Below are 21,121 nucleotides of genomic sequence, written 5' to 3'. Positions count from 1 at the left end.
ACATTCCCGCTTACTTACGCACGAAGTAGTAAATTCTAATTAGAATGAATGGGTATAGCCAAAAACAAAATTATCTTGCGCTATGGACGACCTGACAGCTGATGAGGTGTTAAAATCCGATTGGTTGGTCATGCTATGCTCAAAGGCTCGAGAGTATGCGGCATCGAACCTGCCTGATTTTGAAACTTGGTAGCTAATGCCTAAGGTTGCATGCCTCTTCAGAACTGCTGGAATCAGGGCCAACAACCCCTCATCATTGAATGGCTGCGTAGCCTGACGGTATCCTGCCCGCAACGTTAAATTTTGGGTCGCGGCATACGACGCTCCAATCGCCACTATCGTATGATCCTTGGCATTCTGAGGAAGCTTCAGATCAACATCTCCGGCGGTCACTGGCAAACCCCACCTTAATATCCTTCAGGGCGTCCTTCCAGAAAACCCGAGACAGATCTAAAGCGACCAGGAATTTGTCAGTGAATTGATGACTCACCCCTACATCCAATTTGGCAGGACTATTAAAATCCAAAACTCGTACTTGTCCTTCAATAGGTATATTTCCCACGATACCGTCAACCGCAGTGACCGTTCCGTTCCCTTTCAAATCGTTCATTTTACTCTTGAACATGTAGGAAATGCCCAAATTTGTTTTGGGCGTCACCTTGTACGCCATACCTAATCTACCCGAGTACCCCCAACCATCAACACCACTTGAGACTTCTTTGTTTTTGCTGACGCTTATGTGTACTCCGCGTGGATCAGGTAAAGTCCCGACCAATCCCAGTAGCGACCCGGACGCGCGGCCATCCCCAATGAGACTACCCAACTGTTTACTTCCAAACAAATAATCAAGATTCAAACCTGTCCACTTTGCATCCAGGGTTGCACCGACGGAGAGATCGTCATTAACCTTAAAACTCGCAGCAAGCGGTATGTCGAGAATAAACAGACGACTTGCATTCTCGAGCCCCGTATCAGCACCGGCAGCATAGCCCGTCTCACCAATATCGCCGCGCGACAAAAAGCTAGATTCACCATATTCAACACCCACTCCAGCTTGAGCAAACATGCCCGCACCAAAGGTCCAATTTGAAACTTTACTGGTGAAAGCAATCTGAGGGGCTACATATGGCCCTCGATTATGTGAGTGCGTACTCGATGATACCTTTTCACCTGTGCCAAGATTCGTCGCGCTAATATCCGTAGTAATCAGGTCGAACCCTAGCAACACTTCACCTGTCGTATCGGACAAACCCATCGTCGCCGGGTTAACCATCATTGACGCAGGCCCGACATAATGAGATGCGGCCGTTCCTCCCATACCCCTGGAAATCGCTCCAAATCCCTCTAGAAACAATCCCTCCGTCGCTATCGCGTAGCATGAGATCACATACAGAACCAGACCGATAATGCATTTATTGAATATTTTAAATCGCATATCCTTTCACCACCTTTTTATTTTTGTTTAATGAACCATGATTTCAGCTTATCAACCGATCATGCCTCCTTTTAGCATAAACGGCATAAAACTGTATTTATAAGCCTTTCGACTTATTAGGAGGTTGTACGCTATCCGTAAGAACAGCGCACCGAGGCTTGAAGGAACTCTTATCCCTTTAAACGATACGAATTACCGGCTTAAGTGTTATTCCTTTTTCCGAATCTTCCGCAGCTCGATCAATTTCATCAAATGAGTAAAATTTAATTAATTTATCAAACGGAAACTTTCCTTGGCGATACAACTCCACCAATCTTGGAATAAAGATATCCGAAACAGCTTGACCCTCAATAATTCCTCGGAGCTTACGGTTAAATAGTAAAAAATTAACATCAACAGGGACTGTGGTCCCCATTGGTGGTGCACCAACAATACCGATCTCACCACCTACGGCGGAGCTCAAGATCGCTTGCGACAGCACGGAAGGCAAACCGCTGGTTTCCAGCACATACGGAGCCCCATCAGCGCACAGTTTCTTGATCTCCTCAACTGGATCAGTATTTGTTGCATCAATCACGTGGGTCGCCCCAAGCTCATGAGCTAATTTCAGGCGATTTTTCTTGACATCGACGGAGATAATCTTCGTACATCCGGCCACGACGGAAGCCATCACTGCAGAAAGACCTACGGCCCCAGCACCAAAGATCACGATAGCGGAGCCCGCAGGAGGATTGAGTGCATTAAGAACAGACCCTGCGCCCGTCTGAATGCCGCACCCGAGCGGCCCAAGGAGTTCAAGTGGGACGTCTTTAGTGACCTTCACAGTGTTGCGTTCGTAAGACAAAGCATAGGTCGCAAAGGAAGACTGCCCAAAAAAACTCGCCCCAACTTCCTCTCCATTGTGTTCGTGAATGGTGCACTCACCGGTAACTGAGCGCCCCATAAAATTGGGGACGAAAGAGTTGGCACAACTTGTGGGATCACCGGAAAGGCATGCTTCACAACCACCACAAGTATAAAAAGTCAGAACAACATGATCGCCCGGTTGTACTTTTTTGACAGAAGATCCAACCTTCTCAACCACGCCAGCCCCCTCATGCCCAAACACCATCGGGAGAGGAACCGGGTAATGCTGATCACGACAAATCAGATCGGTATGACACATTCCCGTCGCAACCACTCGAACCAGAATTTGATCCTCAGCAGGCTCATTAAGGACTAAATCTTCGAGTTCAAATGGACCACTTTTTTGACGAACAACTGCTGCTTTTATTTTCATTTTGGTCTCCGTTTTTGAATCATCACACAGTTTAAAAACCACTCATCATCTCTCGCCAAGCTCAACACACTCTTTTCCGGATGTGCTTAACCAAAAAGGTAATTCCCCCTTACACTCCTGGCACTATTGCGCGGTCGCAGCGGTTCGATTGTAAAAACGATCTGCATATATCGATCCATGCGCCACACCAAGTCGAAGAAGCTCGGTCTCAGCCGCGTCAACCATCGGCGGTGGCCCGCAGAGGTATGCTTCACACGACCGCCCCTGCAGATATTCTTGAAAATATTCAGTCACCATGCCTCGTTTCCCTTTCCAGGAGGATGTCGCCGGTTCTTCGGACAACACTGGAATAAGCTCTAAGTGTCCACCCCAATCCCGTTGAAGCGCTTGAATTTGTTCAAGGCAATATAAATCACGCTGCTGCCGCACCCCAAAAAATAAGAAAACATCACGCTCGCGTTGGGTTCCGGTCATGCTCTCCAAAATGCATTTAATGGGTGCGAGCCCCGTTCCACCAGCCACGCAGACCATCACGTCGTCGCTTTCATGGAACCCAAACTGTCCATACGGGCCTCGCAACGTCACGGTGGTCCCAGCTCGATCACCACCAAATAGCCAACCACTGAAAACGCCTCCTGGGACTACGCGGACATGAAAGTTCAGGCTGCCGTCAGCTTGGGGTGGAGTCGAAAATGAATAACTTCTTACAACAGACAGTTCTGTGTATTCAATATCAGCATACTGACCAGGATTAAAAGATATTGGTTTTTCTGGTATTAGAGTCAATCCGATTACATCATGTGCCAGAGTTTTCTGTTCACTAATCGAGGCTGTGGTCTCTTCAGGAATAATAGCCCTTCCGAGTGGTGCATCCAGTTCAATTTCCAAGTCTTCCTTAGGTATACACTGGCAACCCAGTCGATATCCAGACTGATATAAATCACCACTTAGCCCCATAGCAGATGATGCCAGTTCGCCTATCTTCCCCGAGACTAGTTTATATTTACACGCACCACAGCTTCCAACTTTGCACTCATGTGGAAACGCAAGCCCTTGATGCAGCGCACTTTCCAAAATTGTCAGACCTCGTGGAACTTTAAATTTCACTCCTTGCTCTTTCACAGAAACAGTTAGTTCTCGAGAAGGAGCAAATAGGCCAATGATTTTCTCAAACATATTCAAGCGTCCATCATTAAAACTTCGTGGTCATTACTTGTGCAAATACCAGAACGACATCTTTGCTCCAGGCGTTTATGGCAGCAGGGGAGATGACGCGTCCGCCGGCACACAAATTCTTTTGATAAAAAAGGCCGTAGAGCCATTTTGCTCCATAGGCTTCTACGGCCAACATCAAAAAAATTCTACACGTTGACTGCTATTAACCTAGTGGCCGTTCCCCCCAATCAGGTGCCAGCAATCCCAAATTTTTCAGTCGAGATTGCCAGACGTGAACGGCCACCAGCTTAATATAATCATTAAGCTTCCTGTGGTATCCACTTTGGCCAGCCTGCACTTTTATTAGCCTCCACGGCCAACTTTCGCTCACCGGGCGTGGCATATTGCAGATCCCAATCCTTCAATTTGGGTTTCGCAACAAGATTAAACCAAAGCGGCGGCACTAGCCCTAGCAGGAAACAGAGGAAGAGCGAGGGCATTTGCGGGGCCTCCCTTTCCGGGCGCAGTTGATAAAACGGCGTATATCCGTCCAAATGGTGATTGATATGGTTAGTAATTTCGCAACCTAGCGGACGAGCGATCCTGCCCATATGATTCCAAGCATGATGTAGAAGGATGGGCTGATTGGGGTCCCGCACCAATCCATAGTGCTGAAAGTAGTTAAAACCCTCGACAAGTCCTTTCGCTACAATCATTGCAGCAACCGTCATCAACCCTAAAGCCGGTCCTGCCAAGTACGCAACCAAGCAAGGCAGGGCAAACAGGAGCGCAAGGTATTGATATACTCTGTTGGAGAGGTGCCAAGGCGACTTCCCTCTTTTGCGCAAAATTTCGGCCTCGATCTTCAGTGCGTCTTTGACAGAACCTACCGTTGCAGTGAACACAAAACTATATATAGTTTGGCCACGGTATGGAGTGTCACTGTCATAAAGCGTATCTAGATAAAGGTGATGCGTATTGACATGTGCAATATCCCGGCTCGGATCACCATAAAACGTGCCTAATAGCTGCGCTATCCTACGCGGCAACCAGTGGCGGCGATGCATCAGCTCATGGTTGACCGGCAGAGTAGGCACACCACTCAGCCAACCCAAGGAAAGAATACATCCTATCACTTGTGAGGGCTCACCAAGATCGATACGCCCCTCTCGGACTCCCCAGATCAAGAAGCCATATAGTCCAATCATCATTGGCAATTGCAAATATAAAGGAAGGTATGCCAAAAACGCATTGACCTTTCGGGCCGCAAAATCCTTCGGCAGAAGGATGTCAAGCACCATCAGCGCCGGAAACGTGGCGGCGCCAAGCCAAACCCAATCTTCGCCATAGTAAAATCCGATCAGCCCGCAGGCAGTTACAACAGGAATCAGGTAATAACGTAGCGCATCCATATATCTCTCCTACTTATTATTGTCAACTCAGAATGGGTAACTAGCTGGCTTCTCAACCATACTAATCCATTGCGACTTAGTAAATTCATCAATACTTGCAAGTCCGCCAAACCTTCCACCGCTACCCGAAGCCCCCATCCCTCCGAAAGGAACATGTGGCTCACAGTTGATCGGTTGGTCATTGATATGGACCATTCCTGTCTTTAAACTCCTCGCAATCTCTAGCCCCGTCGCCAAGGCCTCAGTATGAATAGACGCAGCCAAGCCATATTCCGAACTGTTTGCCAATTCGATGGCTTCCTCTACGCTGTCGACAACTGTGATTGGTGCCACTGGGCCGAAAGTTTCCAACTTGAAAACATCCATTTTCGGCGTTACGTCCATGAGCACGGTAGCTTGGTAGTAGCGATCCTGATAGGTACCTCCCGCCAAGATCTTTGCGCCGGCCTTTTGCGCAGATTCTACGAGAGCATGGACGTGTGCCACTTGTTTATCGTTGATAAGAGGACCGAGGTGTACTTGATCCGTTTTCGGATCTCCAACCACCAGATTCCGAGCACGTAGCGCAAGCTTCTCTGCGTATTCCTGCGCAATGTCACGATGCACCAGATGACGCCCAGCGGCCATGCACACTTGGCCCTGATGTAAAAATGTGCCCCATGCAGCGCAACTGGCGGCTCCATCAAGATCTGCATCAGGCAAAACGATGTGGACATTGTTTCCGCCGAGCTCAAGCGCAACCTTTTTCAACATTCCCCCGCATTTCTCTCCAATCAACCGACCCACCTGGGTCGACCCGGTAAAAGAAATCATGTCAATTTCTGGACTCGCCACCATTGACTCCCCCGCTTCTGCCCCCCCCGGAAGGACGTGGAGAACGCCATCTGGCAAACCCGCCTCGGAAAATATCTCAGCAATGAGCGCGCCTCCAGTGATGGCAGTCTGAGGGTCGGGTTTTAAGACTACGGCATTACCCAGCACCAACGCTGGCGCTACCGAACGCATAGACAGGAACAGCGGGAAGTTCCACGGTGCAATCACACCGACCACGCCAACTGGAACTCGCTGACAAAGGTTCAGCCGCCCTGCAACGGCCGATGGAAACGACGTACCATCAGGCAAGAACGCCAAACTCGCAGCCTGATGCATCTGCTGATAGGTAATCCCGGCCTCCCACAAGCCTTTCTGTCGAATCGCGCCGCATTCCCGAACGTTCCAATCGGCGAACTCATTTTCGCGCTCTTTCAGTTTTTCCGCAGCCTTTCGTACAATCTCGGCTCTTTCACTGAAGGGTATTGCAGCCCACCCCTTTTGAGCTCGCCTGGCTGTCTGCGCAGCAGCGGCGACATCCTCACCATTTGCAATGCCCGTAACGCCAAGCAGATCGCCATTGGATGGATCGGTAACATCACAGACACCACCCCGCGCTTCTACCCACCCAGAGCTGAACACTTTTCTAGACCAAATAGAGGCCTCTCTTCTTTCTTGCTGCATCACTCCCCCTCCACATTTAATAGTTATTGATTATTGCGCCCGCATCAAATACATTCCGACCCCGGAGTCAAGCGGAATACGAGAACGCACTACTGCCTAACCTTCTGACCAGATTGCGTCTTGGACTAACTGTTAGAATTGTGCCCTGGTTTCCACGCGCCAGACAGACGTTACTATCCCCCCCGCATTCTTCGTCTGTGCTCGAACAACTCAGGATCAACAACCATGCCCCAACGGTCACGACAAAGGTGTTTTTCGCCGTAGCCTTTGATAACGCTGCCTACTTTTGCCATTCTATTGCCTTGCGTGGATTCCTTTATTCTTGTTGATAATGATATAAGTCCCCGGGGGTGACTATCCGGACAGCGCATTCTTTGTCCTGATACTGCAAATGTTGTATTTTGGAATGCATCACACTATTAACAACACCGAAAGCAACAGCCTGAATTATTCCCAGAGTCCCGGATAAGCATTCAGTGAAATGAGCGATATATGGCGGCAAGTGACCAAGGCAGGTTGATATTCAGTGACAATTCCGAGCAGCTGATGGCACGGCTGGACGAGGTTGAGTCCAACCTCGCTGTCTGAACAACTTACTTGCCACCCGATCCGGATCGGTTACGAGTACAATCCCCCATCCAAGCAGCACTACAGGGACCCCGCCTATGACTGCAGAAATAGAAAAAAATGCCAACCCCCCACGTCAAGGGATCGGTTCTCTTGAGATCGGCTTGCGAATTCTGGATACCATTGCAGAGTCACCCAGGCCCGTGACCCTCAAAAACCTGTCCGACCGGCTGTCGCTTTCGCCCAGCCGACTGCACAAGTACTTGGTCAGCCTGCTGCGCATGGGCCATATCGCTCATGACACCGGCAACGGCTACACGCTGGGCAGATCCTGCCTGACACTCGGAGTAGCAGCCATTCGCCGCATCGATCCGATTCGACTGGTTTTCAGTGCGGCTGAAGAGCTGAATAAGGCCAGCAACAGGACCGTATCGGTGACAATCTGGAACGGCCATGCGCCGCTGGTAATCAAATGGCTGGACTCCACCTCTCCCGTCGCTGTCAATATACGGTTGGGGCTGGAACTGTCTCCCTTCTTCTCAGTGTCAGGCCGAATTTTCCTTGCCAGCCTACCCCATGAGCGCCGTGAAGAGATACTGGAGCAGTTTTTCCAGCATCCACCGGCCCTGCCTCGTCATGGCGGCCGTGCCCTTGAGCGCGAACAGTTTCGACAACACCTGCTTCAGGTTAGGAACGACAACCTGTGTTGTTTCTACGGCGACTACTTACCGGACCTGAACGTGGCGGGCAGCGCCATTTACGATATCAACGGCCACATCTCATCGGCCGTCAGCCTGATAGGGATGGCCTGCGACACCGACATCACCTCGGGTTCACCGCTACGGCAACAGCTGATAACCTGCGTACAGAAGGTCACGGATGAGATCTGCGGTCAGCCACAACTGAAACGGCACGCCTAAATCAGGCGTGCCGCTCATATTAACCGAGTGAGCTACCACTTGGTGGCATTCAGTGGCTTCAGCGCCTGCGCTGCAGCGTTTCCGACGGCAGCTCACCAAACATCTTGCGATAGTCGGATGAAAAACGCCCAAGGTGGGTAAAGCCGTAGTCCAAAGCAACTTCCGTCACATTGCGAATAGCCTTGCCACCGGCCAAATCTTCACGCAGGCTTTTCAGCTTGGCTTGCTTGATGAACAGCTTCGGCGTCACACTAAAATACTTGGCAAACAAGTTGTAGACGGTGCGGGTACTCACATTCCCCACCTGCGCCAGTTCTTCAACGCTCAGGTCAGCGCGGATATTGGTCTCGATGTAAGCCAAGAGGTGGCAAAAACTGGGATCATTGGCGTGTAGGCCATGCTCGGAGGCAATATTGCTGCTGAACTGATGCAGCAGCTTGCGGATCAGAATTTCGCGATAGGGCCGCTGCACATGCTCCAGACCCAACTCGCTGCCATTGGCCTCTGCTAACAGCACATCCAGCAACCTCAGGAAACATGCCGATTCACTCAAGTCTATAACATCAGATGAAAACTTAACCCCTTCACGAGGCAATGAGCCTGCCTGATCAAGGCATATTTCGTTGATCAGCGCTGGAGGCACTGTAACAATAACTTTTTCGCAATCAGCAGAATACGTTAGCGATACTCGATCATAGGGATTAACCATAAGTGCTTGACCAGGCAACAGCCGAATGTTCTTGTCCGGGAAGCGCCAAAGGCATTCACCTCGGGCCACAAACTGAAAATGGTAGATCTCTCGAGGTTCGGGACAACGAACATTCACCTTATCACCGTAGCTGATGGATGCCAGCCCGAGGCCAGCGAAATCACGGTAATTGAGGCGAGAGGCTTGCGTGCGACTGCAAACCCGATCCGCAAATTCCAGTATGTGGTGCCCGACATGACGACTGAAGTAATCGGATACTTCTAGCGGGTGTGCCTGAGCAAAAACCACGGCATTACTGAGCACGTTTGATAACATGGCTTGCACCGTATGTTGTAACTATTGTCAACGCTTTAATTATGGGTAAATTTGGGAGGGGTTGCAACGCCCCTTTTTTTGATTACACATCAATCCGCACTATCTGGAGTTATTATCAAATCTGGCAAATGGCCATAAGGCGGCGTCTCTGCCAGATTGATTGATCATCCACGCGTTCTCCATCCCGAAACTGGACGTTGTTCACCACCAGCTTCAGTTGGTTGAACCCCTTGATCCGCTTCCAGCGTTTCTGAACGGAATGGAGCAATTTGAACACCATCGATAACGTGGTGTCGGGTTGCCACAGGACCAGGTTCGCTTTGTACTCAGCCTTACCTTGGCGAAGGTGGACTCAATCAGATTGGTGGTCCGCAAATGAATCCAGTGCGCTGCCGGGATGTCGTAAAAGGCGAGCAGTTCATCCCGATCCTTTTCAAGGTTTTCCATGGCCTTCGGGTACTTGTCCCGGAATCGCTTCAAGGTGCTGTCAAAGGCTTTGTGAGCGCCCTCACGGGTCTTCGCCAGATAGAGAAACCAGAGCCCTGTCGCCTACGGCCAGCTTGGAGGCATAATCCAGGCCCCGCTCCCGCAAGCCGGTGAGCAGCTCTCGCCAGCTGGCTTCAGACCCCCGATGGCCATCTTCAACCGCGACCAGTTCCTTGTGGCCATACTCGGTAACTCCTATGATCACCAACAGGCAGAGCCTGTCATCTAGACAACCATTGCTGTAGACACCATCCGTCCACCAGTAGATGAGCGCTTCTTCTCAGCTCACGGCGACGCCAATCTTGGCGCTCTTGCAGCCACCTCGTCTTGAGACGTGACACCGTGTTAGCGAATCAGCCTCCGGATAAGCCAGCTCAATAACGGCCTTCACCCTGGGATCACCCGGAAACTGTGCCGGGGCAATCGGGTATTGTAGGAACATCAGGCTCCGGTCTCAAAATAATCAATCTCGGGCAGCTGACCGAACCTGTCCTAGGCATTTCCGCCATCAACAAACCGGCTTTGGCTAGATTCCAGGGAAAATTGGCTTGAGTCCTGCCCGGGTGAGTATATTCAAGCGTAGAGTCACTGATTCAGGAACAGGCCACAAGCCTCTATAGCTGAGAAGAAAGCTACTTCTGCTTCCTCCGTACCATGGGAGGAGCTACGTTTCAGAAGGTCATTGATCGACATACGCATCTTCCCATCTGGATCCAGTTACCATTGATCACTCTAGGCTATTGCAAATAAAAATCCTATTCTATTAATCTATAATATTTTAACTCATTGTTTTTACGAGATAAATTAAGGATAGTCTGAATTCATTGTGCTACTAAATGGAAATCTGATTATTAGCCCAGGCAGTTCAACTTAAATTTTTCAATGGTGCCCGCGTAGCCTTTTGATGGAGCACCGAGGCCCAATCGAACAACTTCCGACTCGCTACGACCAATTTCAATACGATGGCGGCCTTTACTGGGGCACGAAAGGTTCTGGCTCTGGCACTGCTATTGCCTGCTGGTAAGCGGGCCATGTCGTCTGTGACACAGGAGATCACGTGGCCAAGTGGAGGGAAAACTGGTACACAACCTGGTTTCGAAACTTGATCCAGGCGCTGAGCATGTCATTCCCCCCGATAGCGTAAAAACAGCTCAGGAAGCTGAAACTGATCTGTAAACAAGAATCAGAGCTGACGCGCGCCGCCTTCAACTCTCATAGATCGCATCTTCCAAAATGCCGACGCCACCGACTACATCGATCATCTTTCGAGGCGAGAGATCACCAAACAGTGAATCAGGTGTATCAAACCAACGTTCAGCTTTCGTTCTTGAGCCAAACTTTTCCTCGGCCCCCAGAAGCAGATCCGCTTCAATCATCTGTCGGATTTTTCTCATCGGCAAATAGAGAGTTTCTTGACCATGGAAAGAGCGCCCAATTTCCTGGAAATCGTATTTCCGGAAAAAGTCTTCACTTTTCTGGGTTAACGGGTCAACAACTAAGGCAACACCTAGTTGAGTGTGGGTAAAGAGCTCCCAAGACTGAAGCAGTGCCTCTACTAGCTAGCAGTTCTTCACCAACGCGCATTGGAGTGCCCTGATATTCATTATGAACACCGAACCAGGCTAACTTAAAAGCGGGTAATGGGTAGTGGGGATAGTTCCCCTGGATGTCTGTATGAGCCACCGTACAACTGGTTAGAGTGTAAAACCCAACTATTGGCGTTGGATGAAAATCCACCATTTCATCATCGAGTGCCACCCAGGTTCTATTGATGGATTGCTGGGCTTGCTGACTCGCCCGCTTTTTCAGGAACTCATTGACGTCAGCAAGCCCGCAATCAAACGTTTTACGGTCGTGAAGTTTCTTGTTCAGTTCTTCTATAAAAAGCACTTTCCTGTTTCCGTTTATGTCGGCGGCGCATGGCTGCTGACAACGCTTCATTTGCTGTCTCTGGTGACTCGCATGTCGCCTTAAAGGCAGCAAAGGCCTCGCTGTTCAACCGCACAACTTCTGCTTCCTCGATTGCTCGACTGGCTTTTTCGCGAATTGCTTGCACTACAAAATCGCTCAAAGTTTTCGAGCCCACTAAAGCAGAAGCCCGCGCCGCAAGGTTCTTGATGTCTGGATCCAATCGTAGGTCCAGCCTTGCGACTTTATGCTGCATTTTTTCATCTGCTGGAAATTTCTCTTTAAAAGAGTTTTCCTCAGCATCTCCCGTTATTGTGTTGGACAATATTTCTCTCTTTCTTCAGCGCCTTTGAAAGACACACCCAAATTGTACGGACATTTACCGTACAGAGCAAGAAGCCATTTATGGTTTGAAGGATAGGCCCCACTCCTGGCCCTATGTCACAAAAACAGGGTAAGGTTGTCATGCTGGGATTTCTTCACCGGAATTGACTGCATGCGAATAATCCGGGGATAACTTCCCAAGATGGACCAGCCCCAGAGGCTATGCCCGAGTCAGTACAACTGACCAGAATCCAGAACTTCAGGTTGAGGGTCTTGGGTATTGAGCGTTAACAGAAACGGCTTCGCCACTGGGTTACTCCAGAACTTGTTTTGCCCATTTGAGCTTTCCGCTGAACGTCGCCAGTAATTTCGCTTGCCCCTTGGGCGTCAGTTCACTGAAAGCTCTCACAAACGCTTGCTTTTCACGAGCCGCATGGCTCGCTCCCGCGTGCTCAAGCGCAACTCATAATTTTGCGGCGAGCGTTTTTTCATCAATGGACCGCCCCGTACAACTTGGCCGGGTCCTGAATCTTGTTTTGAGCCTTGGTGAAGATCTGCCCAAGCATTCCGGTCTGCCTGCCCAATTCACGCAATAGCTCAACATACAACACTTCGAGCTCAGCCCCCTTCTTACGGGTGAGCGACTGCCAGCTATACTACTCCGGGACCGCCACATCGCGACTGTAGGGCGTCTTGCTGTACTCATCCGCCATTTTCAGGAACATCAGGTAGGTAAGTGGCTCCAGATAGTCCCCCTAGCCCACGCCATCGTCTCGGAGAGTTGTACAGAAGCCCCCTAATGCTGCCGGTCAGACCAAAACGAAAGTAGCCATCAGGGCTGTAGGTACTCAGGCCAGACCGGACACTTTCGCTCGGGGAAATGCCAAACATGTCTTCGGTCCAGTCTTCACTGCTGTATGTCAGGCTTGGTCCGAAGGAAGCGGACCATTTCTCACTGAGTTGATCGCGCCATTGCGCCTTGAACGCCAATTGATAACCATTTACGTCGCCGGTAAAGGGTGTCTGTGCGGTGGCGCTGTAGGACCAGGCATTATCAGCGCAGGCAATGCGTAGACCGGCAATGGCGCCGCCATCAACCTTTTCCAGTAATTGAAGATCATTATCATTGTCACGCCCTGCTGTATAGCCAATGAAGGGTGAGACCCGCCAATTACTTTGGCGAATAGCATTCCAGCCCAGCCCATCGCGAACGTTAAATTAAAATAGAAACGATCGCCATAGCTCAGCCTCAGTATCGGCAAGGCCCGGGTTTCGTAGTCATCACTGCCCAGGTAATCAGGAGCATAGAGCGCACCGGCCCCGAGACTGGTTTCCCATTCTTCGCCTGCCACGCTTGGCGCTGCAACAGCCAGCAAATACAATGCAGCGATCAGTGAGCATGCGCTTCTGCGTTTTACAATATATTCATGCTCTCCTCCCCCGGTAGCCGCACCAGAGCGGCGCGGCTACCCGTGATATCAATTGGCGACATCATTCTCCCGGCTTTACCGGATCCCGGTACCCCGCCATCATCTTCATCATCCAGCCAGGGTACTCCTCGGGCAGGCGGCTGACTTCATCCAGGGCTACCAGTTCATCGTCGGACAAGCGGATTTGGGCCGCGCGGATATTGTCCCTGAGCTGCTCGGGCCGCTTGGCGCCAACGATGATGCTGGTCACAGGCTTCTGGTGTAGCAGCCATGACAGGGCAATCTGTGCCACATTGACCGGTTCGCCGTCGATCTGTTTGCCATCGGCAATCTCCCGCATAACCTTGATGACTTCGCTGCCCCGCTCGCGGTTGACGGGCGGAAAGTCAAACTTGGCGCGCCGGTTTTCTTCGGAAACGTCCGGCCCCTCGTATTTACCGGACAGGTAACCCCCGGCCAGTGGGCTCCACACCATCAGACCGACGTTCTCAGATTCCAGCATCGGAATAATATCCCGCTCCAGATCGCGACCTACGAGGGTGTAGTAGGCTTGCATGGATATGATCGGGCACAGGTTGCGGGCCCGGGTGATGCCGATGGCTTTCATCACTTGCCAGGCGGCCCAGTTGGACAGGCCCACGTAACGCACATGGCCTTGCTGCACCAGGGTGTTCAGTGCCTCCAGAGTTTCCTCGATCGGCGTGGCCGGGTCAAAACCGTGGATCTGGTACAGGTCAATATAATCCGTTTGCAGGCGCGCCAGGCTCGCCTTGCATTCGCTCATTATATGGCCGCGGGAAGCACCACGGGCATTGGGGCCAGCCCCCATAGGGCCAAGCACCTTGGTCGCCAGCACCACATCTTCGCGGCGAACGCCGAGATTCTTCAGGGACTGGCCGACGATGCGCTCACTGGCGCCGAAACCATAGATGTTGGCGGTATCGATAAAGTTGATCCCCGCCTCCAGGGCGATCTTCACGAGTTCGTCGGCCTGTTCCTGCTGCAACTGGCCGATCAGGCCCCAGATGTCCTCATCGCCGCCGAAGGTCATGGTGCCCAGGCACAGTTCGGATACGAACAGCCCCGAGTTGCCCAGCGACTTATAGTCTGGACGATTGTCTCCATCGAACAGTGGTAAACTCTCAGTTGCCATGTTGCACCTCATCATGCTTTTCGGTTGGTGTTCCAGAATTCACTGTAAATACTGCCGGTTTCGGTTTGTTTGCACTCGCTTGTGTTACTGGGTGAAGATGGCCTTGTAGAAACGCATGGTGCCATCCCAGGAACGGCTGGCAGCCTCTTCGTCATAACCAACCGGCATACCAAACTTTTCGGCGATCTTGTCGGCGCCCGGGTTGGTGAATGAGTGCAGCACGCCGGGGAAGCTCACCAGTGTAAGGTCGACTTCGGCATCCTGCATCTCCTTGACCAGGCCCGCGACCTGATCCGAGGGGACCAGCTTGTCGGCACCGCCGGTGTACACCTGGATCCTGGCTTTCACGGACCCGGGTTCAGCCGTGAGGGGGCTGCCGAGCGCGCCGTGGAAGCTGACAACGCCGTCCAGATCGACGCCCATGCGCGCCATGTTGAGAACCACGGCGCCGCCAAAACAGTAACCCTGTGCCGCAATTTGGGACGCATCAACACTTTCGTGGTTCTTCAGGATGTCCATCGCCTTCATGAAGCGCGCCTTGACCTGACTCATGTCCCGGGTGGCTTCCTGCATGAACTTCTGGGCGGTATCGGGATGGTCGGCTTGTTTGCCAGAGCCATACATATCCAGCGCAAACGCCGTATAGCCGGCTGAAGCAAGCCGTTCTGCCTGATTCCGGGCAAATTCATTGTGCCCCCACCATTCATGGACCACCAGAACGCCCGGACGCTTTTGCCCGAATTCATCATCCCAGGCCATGTAGGGGTACTAGGGATTTTCCGTCCAAAAACGACAAAAAACGCTGTAGCCCCCGCCATCCGTAGTCTCCCAAATGGTATTACTTTCTCTGAAGTCCATATTTACACCGATTTTGGTTAAAATTTAGCTTTTTTAGGCTAAAAATATGGCATATGAAGAACGTGTTCAGATCCTGTCTGATGCAGAACAAGATGATTTTTACGGCCCCCCAATTTTCACATCTAACGATCAACGATTCTTTTTCTCTCTTAACGACAAGGAACTGGCAGTTGGCAATAAATTCCGAAATCGTGGCCAGCGCTACATGTTTTTCTTGTTGTTGGGTTATTTTAAGGCTAAGCCTGTCGCGCTAAACCTTGGTTTTCATCAGATAAAACATGATCTCAAGCACGTCCACCAAACAGTACTACCAGGACCGGGCTTTAGGCCGTTCAATCTATCTCAGAAAGAAAACGAGCGGATTTACCAGCGGATATTCGAACTCTGTGAATACCAGCGCTGGAGCTCTAAAGGCCATGAATCTGCCTTGGTAGCCCACCTAATCAAGCAGGCCAAAGCTTGGTCTGCTCCGAGATACCTCTTCGATGCAGCCATTGAGTATTTGTCAGGGCAGAAAATTGCGATCCCAGCCTACAGCACACTGCAAAAAATCATCAGCCAGGTTGTTGGTCAGGAACAAGAACGGCTGATTACCCACGTAGAATTTGAGCTGTCTCCGGATTTAAAACAAGCATTGGCCACCCTTGTAAATGGTGACGGAACGCTTACATTACGACAGTTGCGTCAATATGCCCGTAACTTTACTGGTACCGAGCTGGAGAAGGAGCTGGCCGTACATTTCCATATCCAGCACTGGATGCCGGAAGTGAATTCCCTCTTGAGCGGACTATCGTTGTCCCAGAAAAATCAACAACATCTTGCTGAGCGGGTCGACTACTATGGTGCCAAGATGAAACGGCAGTCTGTGGGCAATCAGCGGCTTTATCTCCTGTGCTATCTGCAGTCCCGCTGGCAGCAGGCATTGGAGCGCATAGCTGATGGTTTTGTTCATCATGTCCGACAGATCAAGCAAAAAGCCAAGACCTATGCGCAGGAAGCAGTTTATAAGGACTGGCAAAAAGCTGCTAAAAATGTCAGCAAGGCGGCAGAAGTTCTGCACCTATTCATTGATGGCAGCATTGATCAACAGCAACCGTTTGGGTCGGTAAAGCAGAAAGCCCTGAAGCTTCTTGCGGAGAAAGACCTGGAGTCCGTCTGTCTGTTTCTGAATGAACAAAAGCGTTCCGTTGAAGAAGCTACGTGGCAGTATTATGACCAGAGAGATAGCTTAAGGGAAGGTTTGCTCCGGCAGCTGTTTCTTTGCCTGCGCTTCGAAGGCAGTGAGGGCACTCAACGCCTAGCAGCAGTACTGGATCACGCCCGACTTGACTTCTCAGCCCCAGGAGTCATCTCAACGGCAAATATAGACGGCCGGCTGCCACCCAAAAAACAGTTGCCTTTCTTGCAGGACGAGGGCGGAAATTTTAACCCAGGTCGCTACGAATGGTACCTGTATCTACAAATCCCTGACCGATTGAATGGGCAACTGACCTTGCCGAATGTCGTTAAATACCGGGCTTTGGAGGCTGATCTGGTGAGTCGAGGACGCTGGCAAAGAGAAAAGGCTGAGTTGCTGGATCAAACCCAGCTACCAAAATTGACCGCTGAACCGCATAAACTGATCGAGCAAATGGCCAGGGATCTGGAGATCCGTTTTCATGAGGTCAGTGATTACCTGGAACAAGATGATAACCGTAATATCATCCTGCGCAATCCCAAGGGTAAGCGCTTATGGCGGTTACCGACAGCGAGTAAAAAGTACCTGGTCAACAACCCCTTCTTCCAGCAGATACCGACGACGGGCGTCGCCGATGTGTTGCGCATGGTTGACCGCGACACAGGGTTCATTGATTGCTTTGAACATGTAATGGGTTCCCAGTCCAAGAGCCGAGTCCACGAATATGACCTGCTAGCGATTCTGGTGGGAAATGCGACAAACCAAGGCATCTACGGCATGGCTCAAATCTCCGATCGCACCTATGATCAACTCAGCACCATCCAGGCAAACTATCTACGACTGGAAACTTTGAATGTAGCCAGCGATAACATCAACAACGCGACGGCCAAGCTGCCCATCTTCAAGCATTACAACATCCAAGAGGATATTATCCACGCCAGTGCCGATGGCCAAAAGTTCGAGGCTCGGCGCGAAACCTTCAAAACGCGCTACTCATCGAAGTACTTTGGCACTCAGAAAGGCGTCTCGGCCATGAGCTTAATCGCCAATCACGCTGCCGTTAACGCCAGGGTGATCGGTGCGAATGAACACGAATCCCACCACATCTTTGACTTGCTGATGAACAACAGCTCCGAGATCATTCCGGATGTCCTCTCTACCGATACCCATGGGGTCAATCACGTCAACTTCGCTCTGTTGGATCTGTTCGGTTACAGCTTTGCGCCGCGCTACGCGCAGGTTGGCCGCGTCATCAATGAGATGTTTGATGTAAAGGAAGGGAAGGATCAGAGAATCCAGCTACACCTGAAAAAGCCCATCAACACCAAACGTATCATGCAGCACTGGGACACTATCCAACGAATCGCAGTGTCACTCAAAGAACGAAAGACAACACAGGCCACGTTGGTTCGGAAACTCTCCGGATACAAGAAAAACTATCCCTTGTTGGAGGCCCTGACCGAGTACAATCGCCTGGTAAAAGCGAATTACCTGCTTAACTACATCGATGATGCCAGTCTGCGCAACTATGTTCAGCGCGCCCTTAACCGGGGGGAGGCCTATCACCAATTGCGTCGAGCGATTAGTAACGTCAATGGGGATCAGTTCCGGGGTAGCTCTGATGAAGAAATCCAACTTTGGAACGAATGTGCACGTCTGGTCACCAACGCCATCATCTATTTTAACTCCAGCATACTCAGCCAGCTGCTTACCAGCTTCGAATATCAGAATGACGATAAACGAATACAGATAGTCAAACAGGCTTCTCCAGTGGCTTGGTATAACATCAACTTAAAGGGTATCTATACCTTCGAATTGAGTGAAAAGTTACCGGATCTGGAGGAACTGATGCGCACAATCGAGGGATATTTACCGGTTCGGTAATAGTAATACTCCCTGAGAGGCCACGGATGGCGGGGCTTTCAGCGATTTTTGTCGTTTTTGGACGGAAAATCCCTAGTACCCCATGTGGATCACATTGGCGCATTCGTCACCGGCGGGGTGAGAGCTGACAATGTCGAAACTGATCTTTCCTGGCGCAATCAGTGTGTCCCAGAAATTGGCGATGGCGGCCTTGCCTTTATGCCCCTCACCACTGGGGTCCAGCGGGGACACGCCGACCGGATCCTGCACAATGGCATCGTCGGCGAACAGGGCCAGCCAGGAAGCCTTATCACCGGCGGCGACGAACTGCCCGGATTGAAAACTGGCCTGTTGGGCAGACTTGCCAAAGCCGTTGTTTGTTGTCTCGGTCATGGGTCATTCCTTTTTATGGTGAGTGTCCGTCTAGAAATGGAGACTGAGGTCAAAGCCGTAGCTGCGGGGCTCGCCAAAGTAGGCCGCGTGGTGGGTACCCAGACTGATGGAATGCACCTTGTATTCTTCGTCAGTAAGGTTGCGCACATACACCGCTGCCCTCAGCTCTGCACCTTCCATGAACAGGCCGGAGAGTGCCATGCGCGCATTAATAATCCCGTAATCGTCGAGGAAAAAGCCCGCCATATCGTCATTCAATGCGGTGCCGTAGCGCTCGTCAGTCCACTGATAGTCGAGGGTAAGGGTTAAATTCGCGGTGCTGATCGGCCGCTGGTACTCCAGCCCAATCGTATAATTATGTTCCGGGGCATAGGGCATTTCCGCCTGACTGGCGATATTCTCGCCCTCGGTCTGACTGCCTCCACGCTGGTCGATATATTCCACAAAGTCGGCATCGGTATAGCCGTAGGAGGCTTGAAAGGTTAAGCCCTCGGCCAGCACCGCGACCAGGTCGATTTCGCCGCCATCCAGTTGCGCCTTGCCCACGTTGAACACATCGGTAAGAAAAATCGTCGCGTTATTGGTGATCTGCTGTAATTGCATATCCTCATAGTCGGCGCGGAATATCGCCGCGTTCACACTGAGGCGGTTGGCAAACCAAGTTGACTTCATGCCCAGTTCATAGGAAATCAGATGCTCCTCGTCAAAGGGCGGTTGAAAACCTTCCTCGGTGCTGCGCACGTTATAACCGCCGCTTTTATAGGCGGTAACCACTTTGCCAAAGGTAGAAAAATTTTCGCTCCAGTCGTAGTCAACCACGACACTGGGGTTGAAGTTACTCCAGTCGTGACTGCCACTCTGTTCGCCATCGACGAAATAGATTTCGCTGTTCTTGGCTGCCTGCCGCTTATCGATGCTGTAGCGACCGCCGAGGGTAACGTCGAGGCGACGATCGAAACGTTGGGGCGACCAGCTGAGTTGCCCATAGGCGGCGTAGGCCTCCGCGGCAGACTCAATGCGACGGTCTTCAAGTGTGGCGGTAATTACTGTAGGGGGCATTGTCGGCACCGGGTTCGGCACGACGGCGGGTACAAAGGCCTGCTCCTCCTCCAGTCCTTCTTCTTCAAAGTAATAAAGCCCGGCGACATAACGCCAGTCGCTGCCCAAATCCCCTACCAGTTGGAACTCCTGGGATAATTGCTCCTGGGACAATGTTACGTTGATTCTGAATCCCGGGGTGCCGCCGCCGTAGTCTTGAACAATTGTCTCTTCCAGTTCGCGGTAACCGGTAATTGCGGTCAGGGTGCCAATGGCAGACGCCCAGGACAGGATCAGGCTGTGTCCCTTGATGCCGGTGACACTGGGCTCGACACCACCGTTCCACGATCCTTCGTCCTGGCGACTGGCCTGGGCTGGGGGCGCACCTGAGGACTGGGTGGTTTGGTAAAAGTGTTGCGGGCCGTCGATGTCGGAAAAGTCGTAGGCGTAATCCAGTGTGATGCCCTCACTGATATCCCAGCGCAAGGCTGCGCGCCCGGCCTCCTTTTCTTCCTCCCCGAAATTATCGCCCTGTCCGGTGTTTTCCACCCAGCCGGCGTGCTCGCCAGTAAGGTAACTCAACTTGACGGCAACGTCGCCGATGCGACCTGTTTCCAGCTTACTCAGTGAGCGAAAATAGTCCCGATTCCCCGCGCTGAGTGTTTGGGAAAAAGCCAGCTTATCGCCGGGTTTAGCGGTGATAAGATTGATGGCGCCCCCGGTGGTATTGCGGCCGTAAAGGGTTCCCTGGGGGCCACGCAGGACTTCAATACGTTGTAAATCAGCAATATCGCTGGTCAAACCGACGCTTCGGGCAATATAGACACCGTCGATATAAATGCCCACAGCAGGGTCCTGGGTGGTCTGGCTGTCGTTGTTACCCACCCCGCGCATAAAGACCACCAGCGAGCTACGGCTGTTCGGGAATGGGGTAATGGTCACGTTGGGGGCAAGCCCGGCGATATCTCCAAGGTCGCTGATGCCAAAGCGCTCGAGCTTTTGTTGGGAGAATGCCAGCAGTGAAATCGGTGTGTCCTGCAGGCTGGATTCACGCTTTTCCGCCGTGACCAGTATTTCTTCCAGCTCAAGCTTTGCCGCTGCGATATTTGGTACAACGGCAATAGCACCCGCAGCGCACAGCGCAACTCCTGTGCGATGAATCGTGGATTTCATTGACACCTACCCGTGGAAGAATTAACGATTAT

The 21,121-nt window shown here is 51.4% G+C and carries 17 protein-coding genes and 2 pseudogenes; 2 read left to right on the top strand and 17 right to left on the bottom strand.

Annotated elements, in window-relative coordinates:
* Positions 1 to 39 precede the first annotated feature (39 nt).
* From HCU74_RS19800 to HCU74_RS10580, 7 genes are all read right to left on the bottom strand, one after another.
* Positions 40 to 393: an OmpP1/FadL family transporter gene (locus tag HCU74_RS19800; RefSeq protein WP_210425231.1), complete on the bottom strand. Its 354-nt coding sequence runs from the start codon at positions 391 to 393 to the stop codon at positions 40 to 42.
* Positions 374 to 1,435, bottom strand: a complete 1,062-nt coding sequence (locus tag HCU74_RS10605) for an OmpP1/FadL family transporter (protein ID WP_210425230.1) — start codon at positions 1,433 to 1,435, stop codon at positions 374 to 376. The genes HCU74_RS19800 and HCU74_RS10605 overlap by 20 nt, the downstream gene beginning before the upstream one ends.
* Before the next feature lie 178 nt (positions 1,436 to 1,613).
* Positions 1,614 to 2,714: an NAD(P)-dependent alcohol dehydrogenase gene (locus HCU74_RS10600; RefSeq protein WP_168450406.1), complete on the bottom strand. Its 1,101-nt coding sequence runs from the start codon at positions 2,712 to 2,714 to the stop codon at positions 1,614 to 1,616.
* Positions 2,715 to 2,837: 123 nt separating this feature from the next.
* Positions 2,838 to 3,890 carry a 2Fe-2S iron-sulfur cluster-binding protein gene (locus tag HCU74_RS10595; RefSeq protein ID WP_168450405.1) on the bottom strand — a complete coding sequence of 351 codons (1,053 nt, stop codon included), beginning with the start codon at positions 3,888 to 3,890 and terminating at the stop codon, positions 2,838 to 2,840.
* Between the two features lie 16 nt (positions 3,891 to 3,906).
* Entirely contained in the window at positions 3,907 to 4,065 is a 159-nt protein-coding gene (locus HCU74_RS10590; RefSeq protein WP_168450404.1) for a hypothetical protein, read from the bottom strand.
* 124 nt (positions 4,066 to 4,189) lie between these two features.
* On the bottom strand, positions 4,190 to 5,281 hold the full coding sequence (locus HCU74_RS10585) for an alkane 1-monooxygenase (protein WP_168450403.1): 1,092 nt from the start codon (positions 5,279 to 5,281) through the stop codon (positions 4,190 to 4,192).
* Positions 5,282 to 5,308: 27 nt separating this feature from the next.
* Positions 5,309 to 6,775 (bottom strand): benzaldehyde dehydrogenase, encoded by a 1,467-nt coding sequence (locus HCU74_RS10580; protein WP_168450402.1) that lies wholly within the window; start codon positions 6,773 to 6,775, stop codon positions 5,309 to 5,311.
* Between the two features lie 665 nt (positions 6,776 to 7,440).
* Between HCU74_RS10580 and HCU74_RS10575 the strand changes: the two genes are divergently transcribed.
* A complete protein-coding gene (locus HCU74_RS10575) occupies positions 7,441 to 8,262 on the top strand; it encodes an IclR family transcriptional regulator (protein WP_168450401.1) in 822 nt (273 codons plus the stop codon).
* A gap of 58 nt (positions 8,263 to 8,320) precedes the next feature.
* Here HCU74_RS10575 and HCU74_RS10570 read toward each other — a convergent pair whose 3' ends face one another.
* From HCU74_RS10570 to HCU74_RS10535, 8 genes and pseudogenes are all read right to left on the bottom strand, one after another.
* Complete coding sequence (locus HCU74_RS10570; protein WP_168450517.1) at positions 8,321 to 9,286, bottom strand: AraC family transcriptional regulator; 966 nt, start codon at positions 9,284 to 9,286, stop codon at positions 8,321 to 8,323.
* 115 nt (positions 9,287 to 9,401) lie between these two features.
* A pseudogene (locus HCU74_RS10565) lies at positions 9,402 to 10,122 on the bottom strand (transposase); the annotation flags it as partial.
* A gap of 855 nt (positions 10,123 to 10,977) precedes the next feature.
* Entirely contained in the window at positions 10,978 to 11,148 is a 171-nt protein-coding gene (locus tag HCU74_RS10560; protein ID WP_168450400.1) for an antitoxin Xre/MbcA/ParS toxin-binding domain-containing protein, read from the bottom strand.
* A gap of 470 nt (positions 11,149 to 11,618) precedes the next feature.
* The gene (locus tag HCU74_RS10555; RefSeq protein WP_210425228.1) at positions 11,619 to 12,005 is read right to left on the bottom strand and encodes a type II toxin-antitoxin system TacA family antitoxin; all 387 of its coding nucleotides are present in this window, start codon (positions 12,003 to 12,005) and stop codon (positions 11,619 to 11,621) included.
* Between the two features lie 701 nt (positions 12,006 to 12,706).
* Positions 12,707 to 13,156: a MipA/OmpV family protein gene (locus HCU74_RS20435; protein WP_374815936.1), complete on the bottom strand. Its 450-nt coding sequence runs from the start codon at positions 13,154 to 13,156 to the stop codon at positions 12,707 to 12,709.
* 74 nt (positions 13,157 to 13,230) lie between these two features.
* Positions 13,231 to 13,356 (bottom strand): annotated as a pseudogene (locus HCU74_RS20430) (hypothetical protein); the annotation flags it as partial.
* 139 nt (positions 13,357 to 13,495) lie between these two features.
* Complete coding sequence (locus HCU74_RS10540; RefSeq protein WP_168450398.1) at positions 13,496 to 14,587, bottom strand: aldo/keto reductase; 1,092 nt, start codon at positions 14,585 to 14,587, stop codon at positions 13,496 to 13,498.
* A gap of 84 nt (positions 14,588 to 14,671) precedes the next feature.
* Positions 14,672 to 15,346: a dienelactone hydrolase family protein gene (locus tag HCU74_RS10535; protein WP_168450397.1), complete on the bottom strand. Its 675-nt coding sequence runs from the start codon at positions 15,344 to 15,346 to the stop codon at positions 14,672 to 14,674.
* Between the two features lie 145 nt (positions 15,347 to 15,491).
* Between HCU74_RS10535 and HCU74_RS10530 the strand changes: the two genes are divergently transcribed.
* On the top strand, positions 15,492 to 18,506 hold the full coding sequence (locus HCU74_RS10530; protein WP_168450396.1) for a Tn3 family transposase: 3,015 nt from the start codon (positions 15,492 to 15,494) through the stop codon (positions 18,504 to 18,506).
* A 72-nt stretch (positions 18,507 to 18,578) separates the two neighbouring features.
* Here HCU74_RS10530 and HCU74_RS10525 read toward each other — a convergent pair whose 3' ends face one another.
* Both HCU74_RS10525 and HCU74_RS10520 read right to left on the bottom strand, forming a co-directional pair.
* A complete protein-coding gene (locus tag HCU74_RS10525; protein ID WP_168450395.1) occupies positions 18,579 to 18,878 on the bottom strand; it encodes a nuclear transport factor 2 family protein in 300 nt (99 codons plus the stop codon).
* Positions 18,879 to 18,908: 30 nt separating this feature from the next.
* Complete coding sequence (locus HCU74_RS10520; RefSeq protein WP_168450394.1) at positions 18,909 to 21,089, bottom strand: TonB-dependent receptor; 2,181 nt, start codon at positions 21,087 to 21,089, stop codon at positions 18,909 to 18,911.
* Between the last annotated feature and the right edge of the window lie 32 nt (positions 21,090 to 21,121).

Source organism: Spongiibacter thalassae, assembly GCF_012272835.1.
Classification (GTDB): domain Bacteria; phylum Pseudomonadota; class Gammaproteobacteria; order Pseudomonadales; family Spongiibacteraceae; genus Spongiibacter; species Spongiibacter thalassae.
Note: the sequence above shows the minus strand (reverse complement) of the source record. Positions and strands in the feature narration are given on the sequence as shown.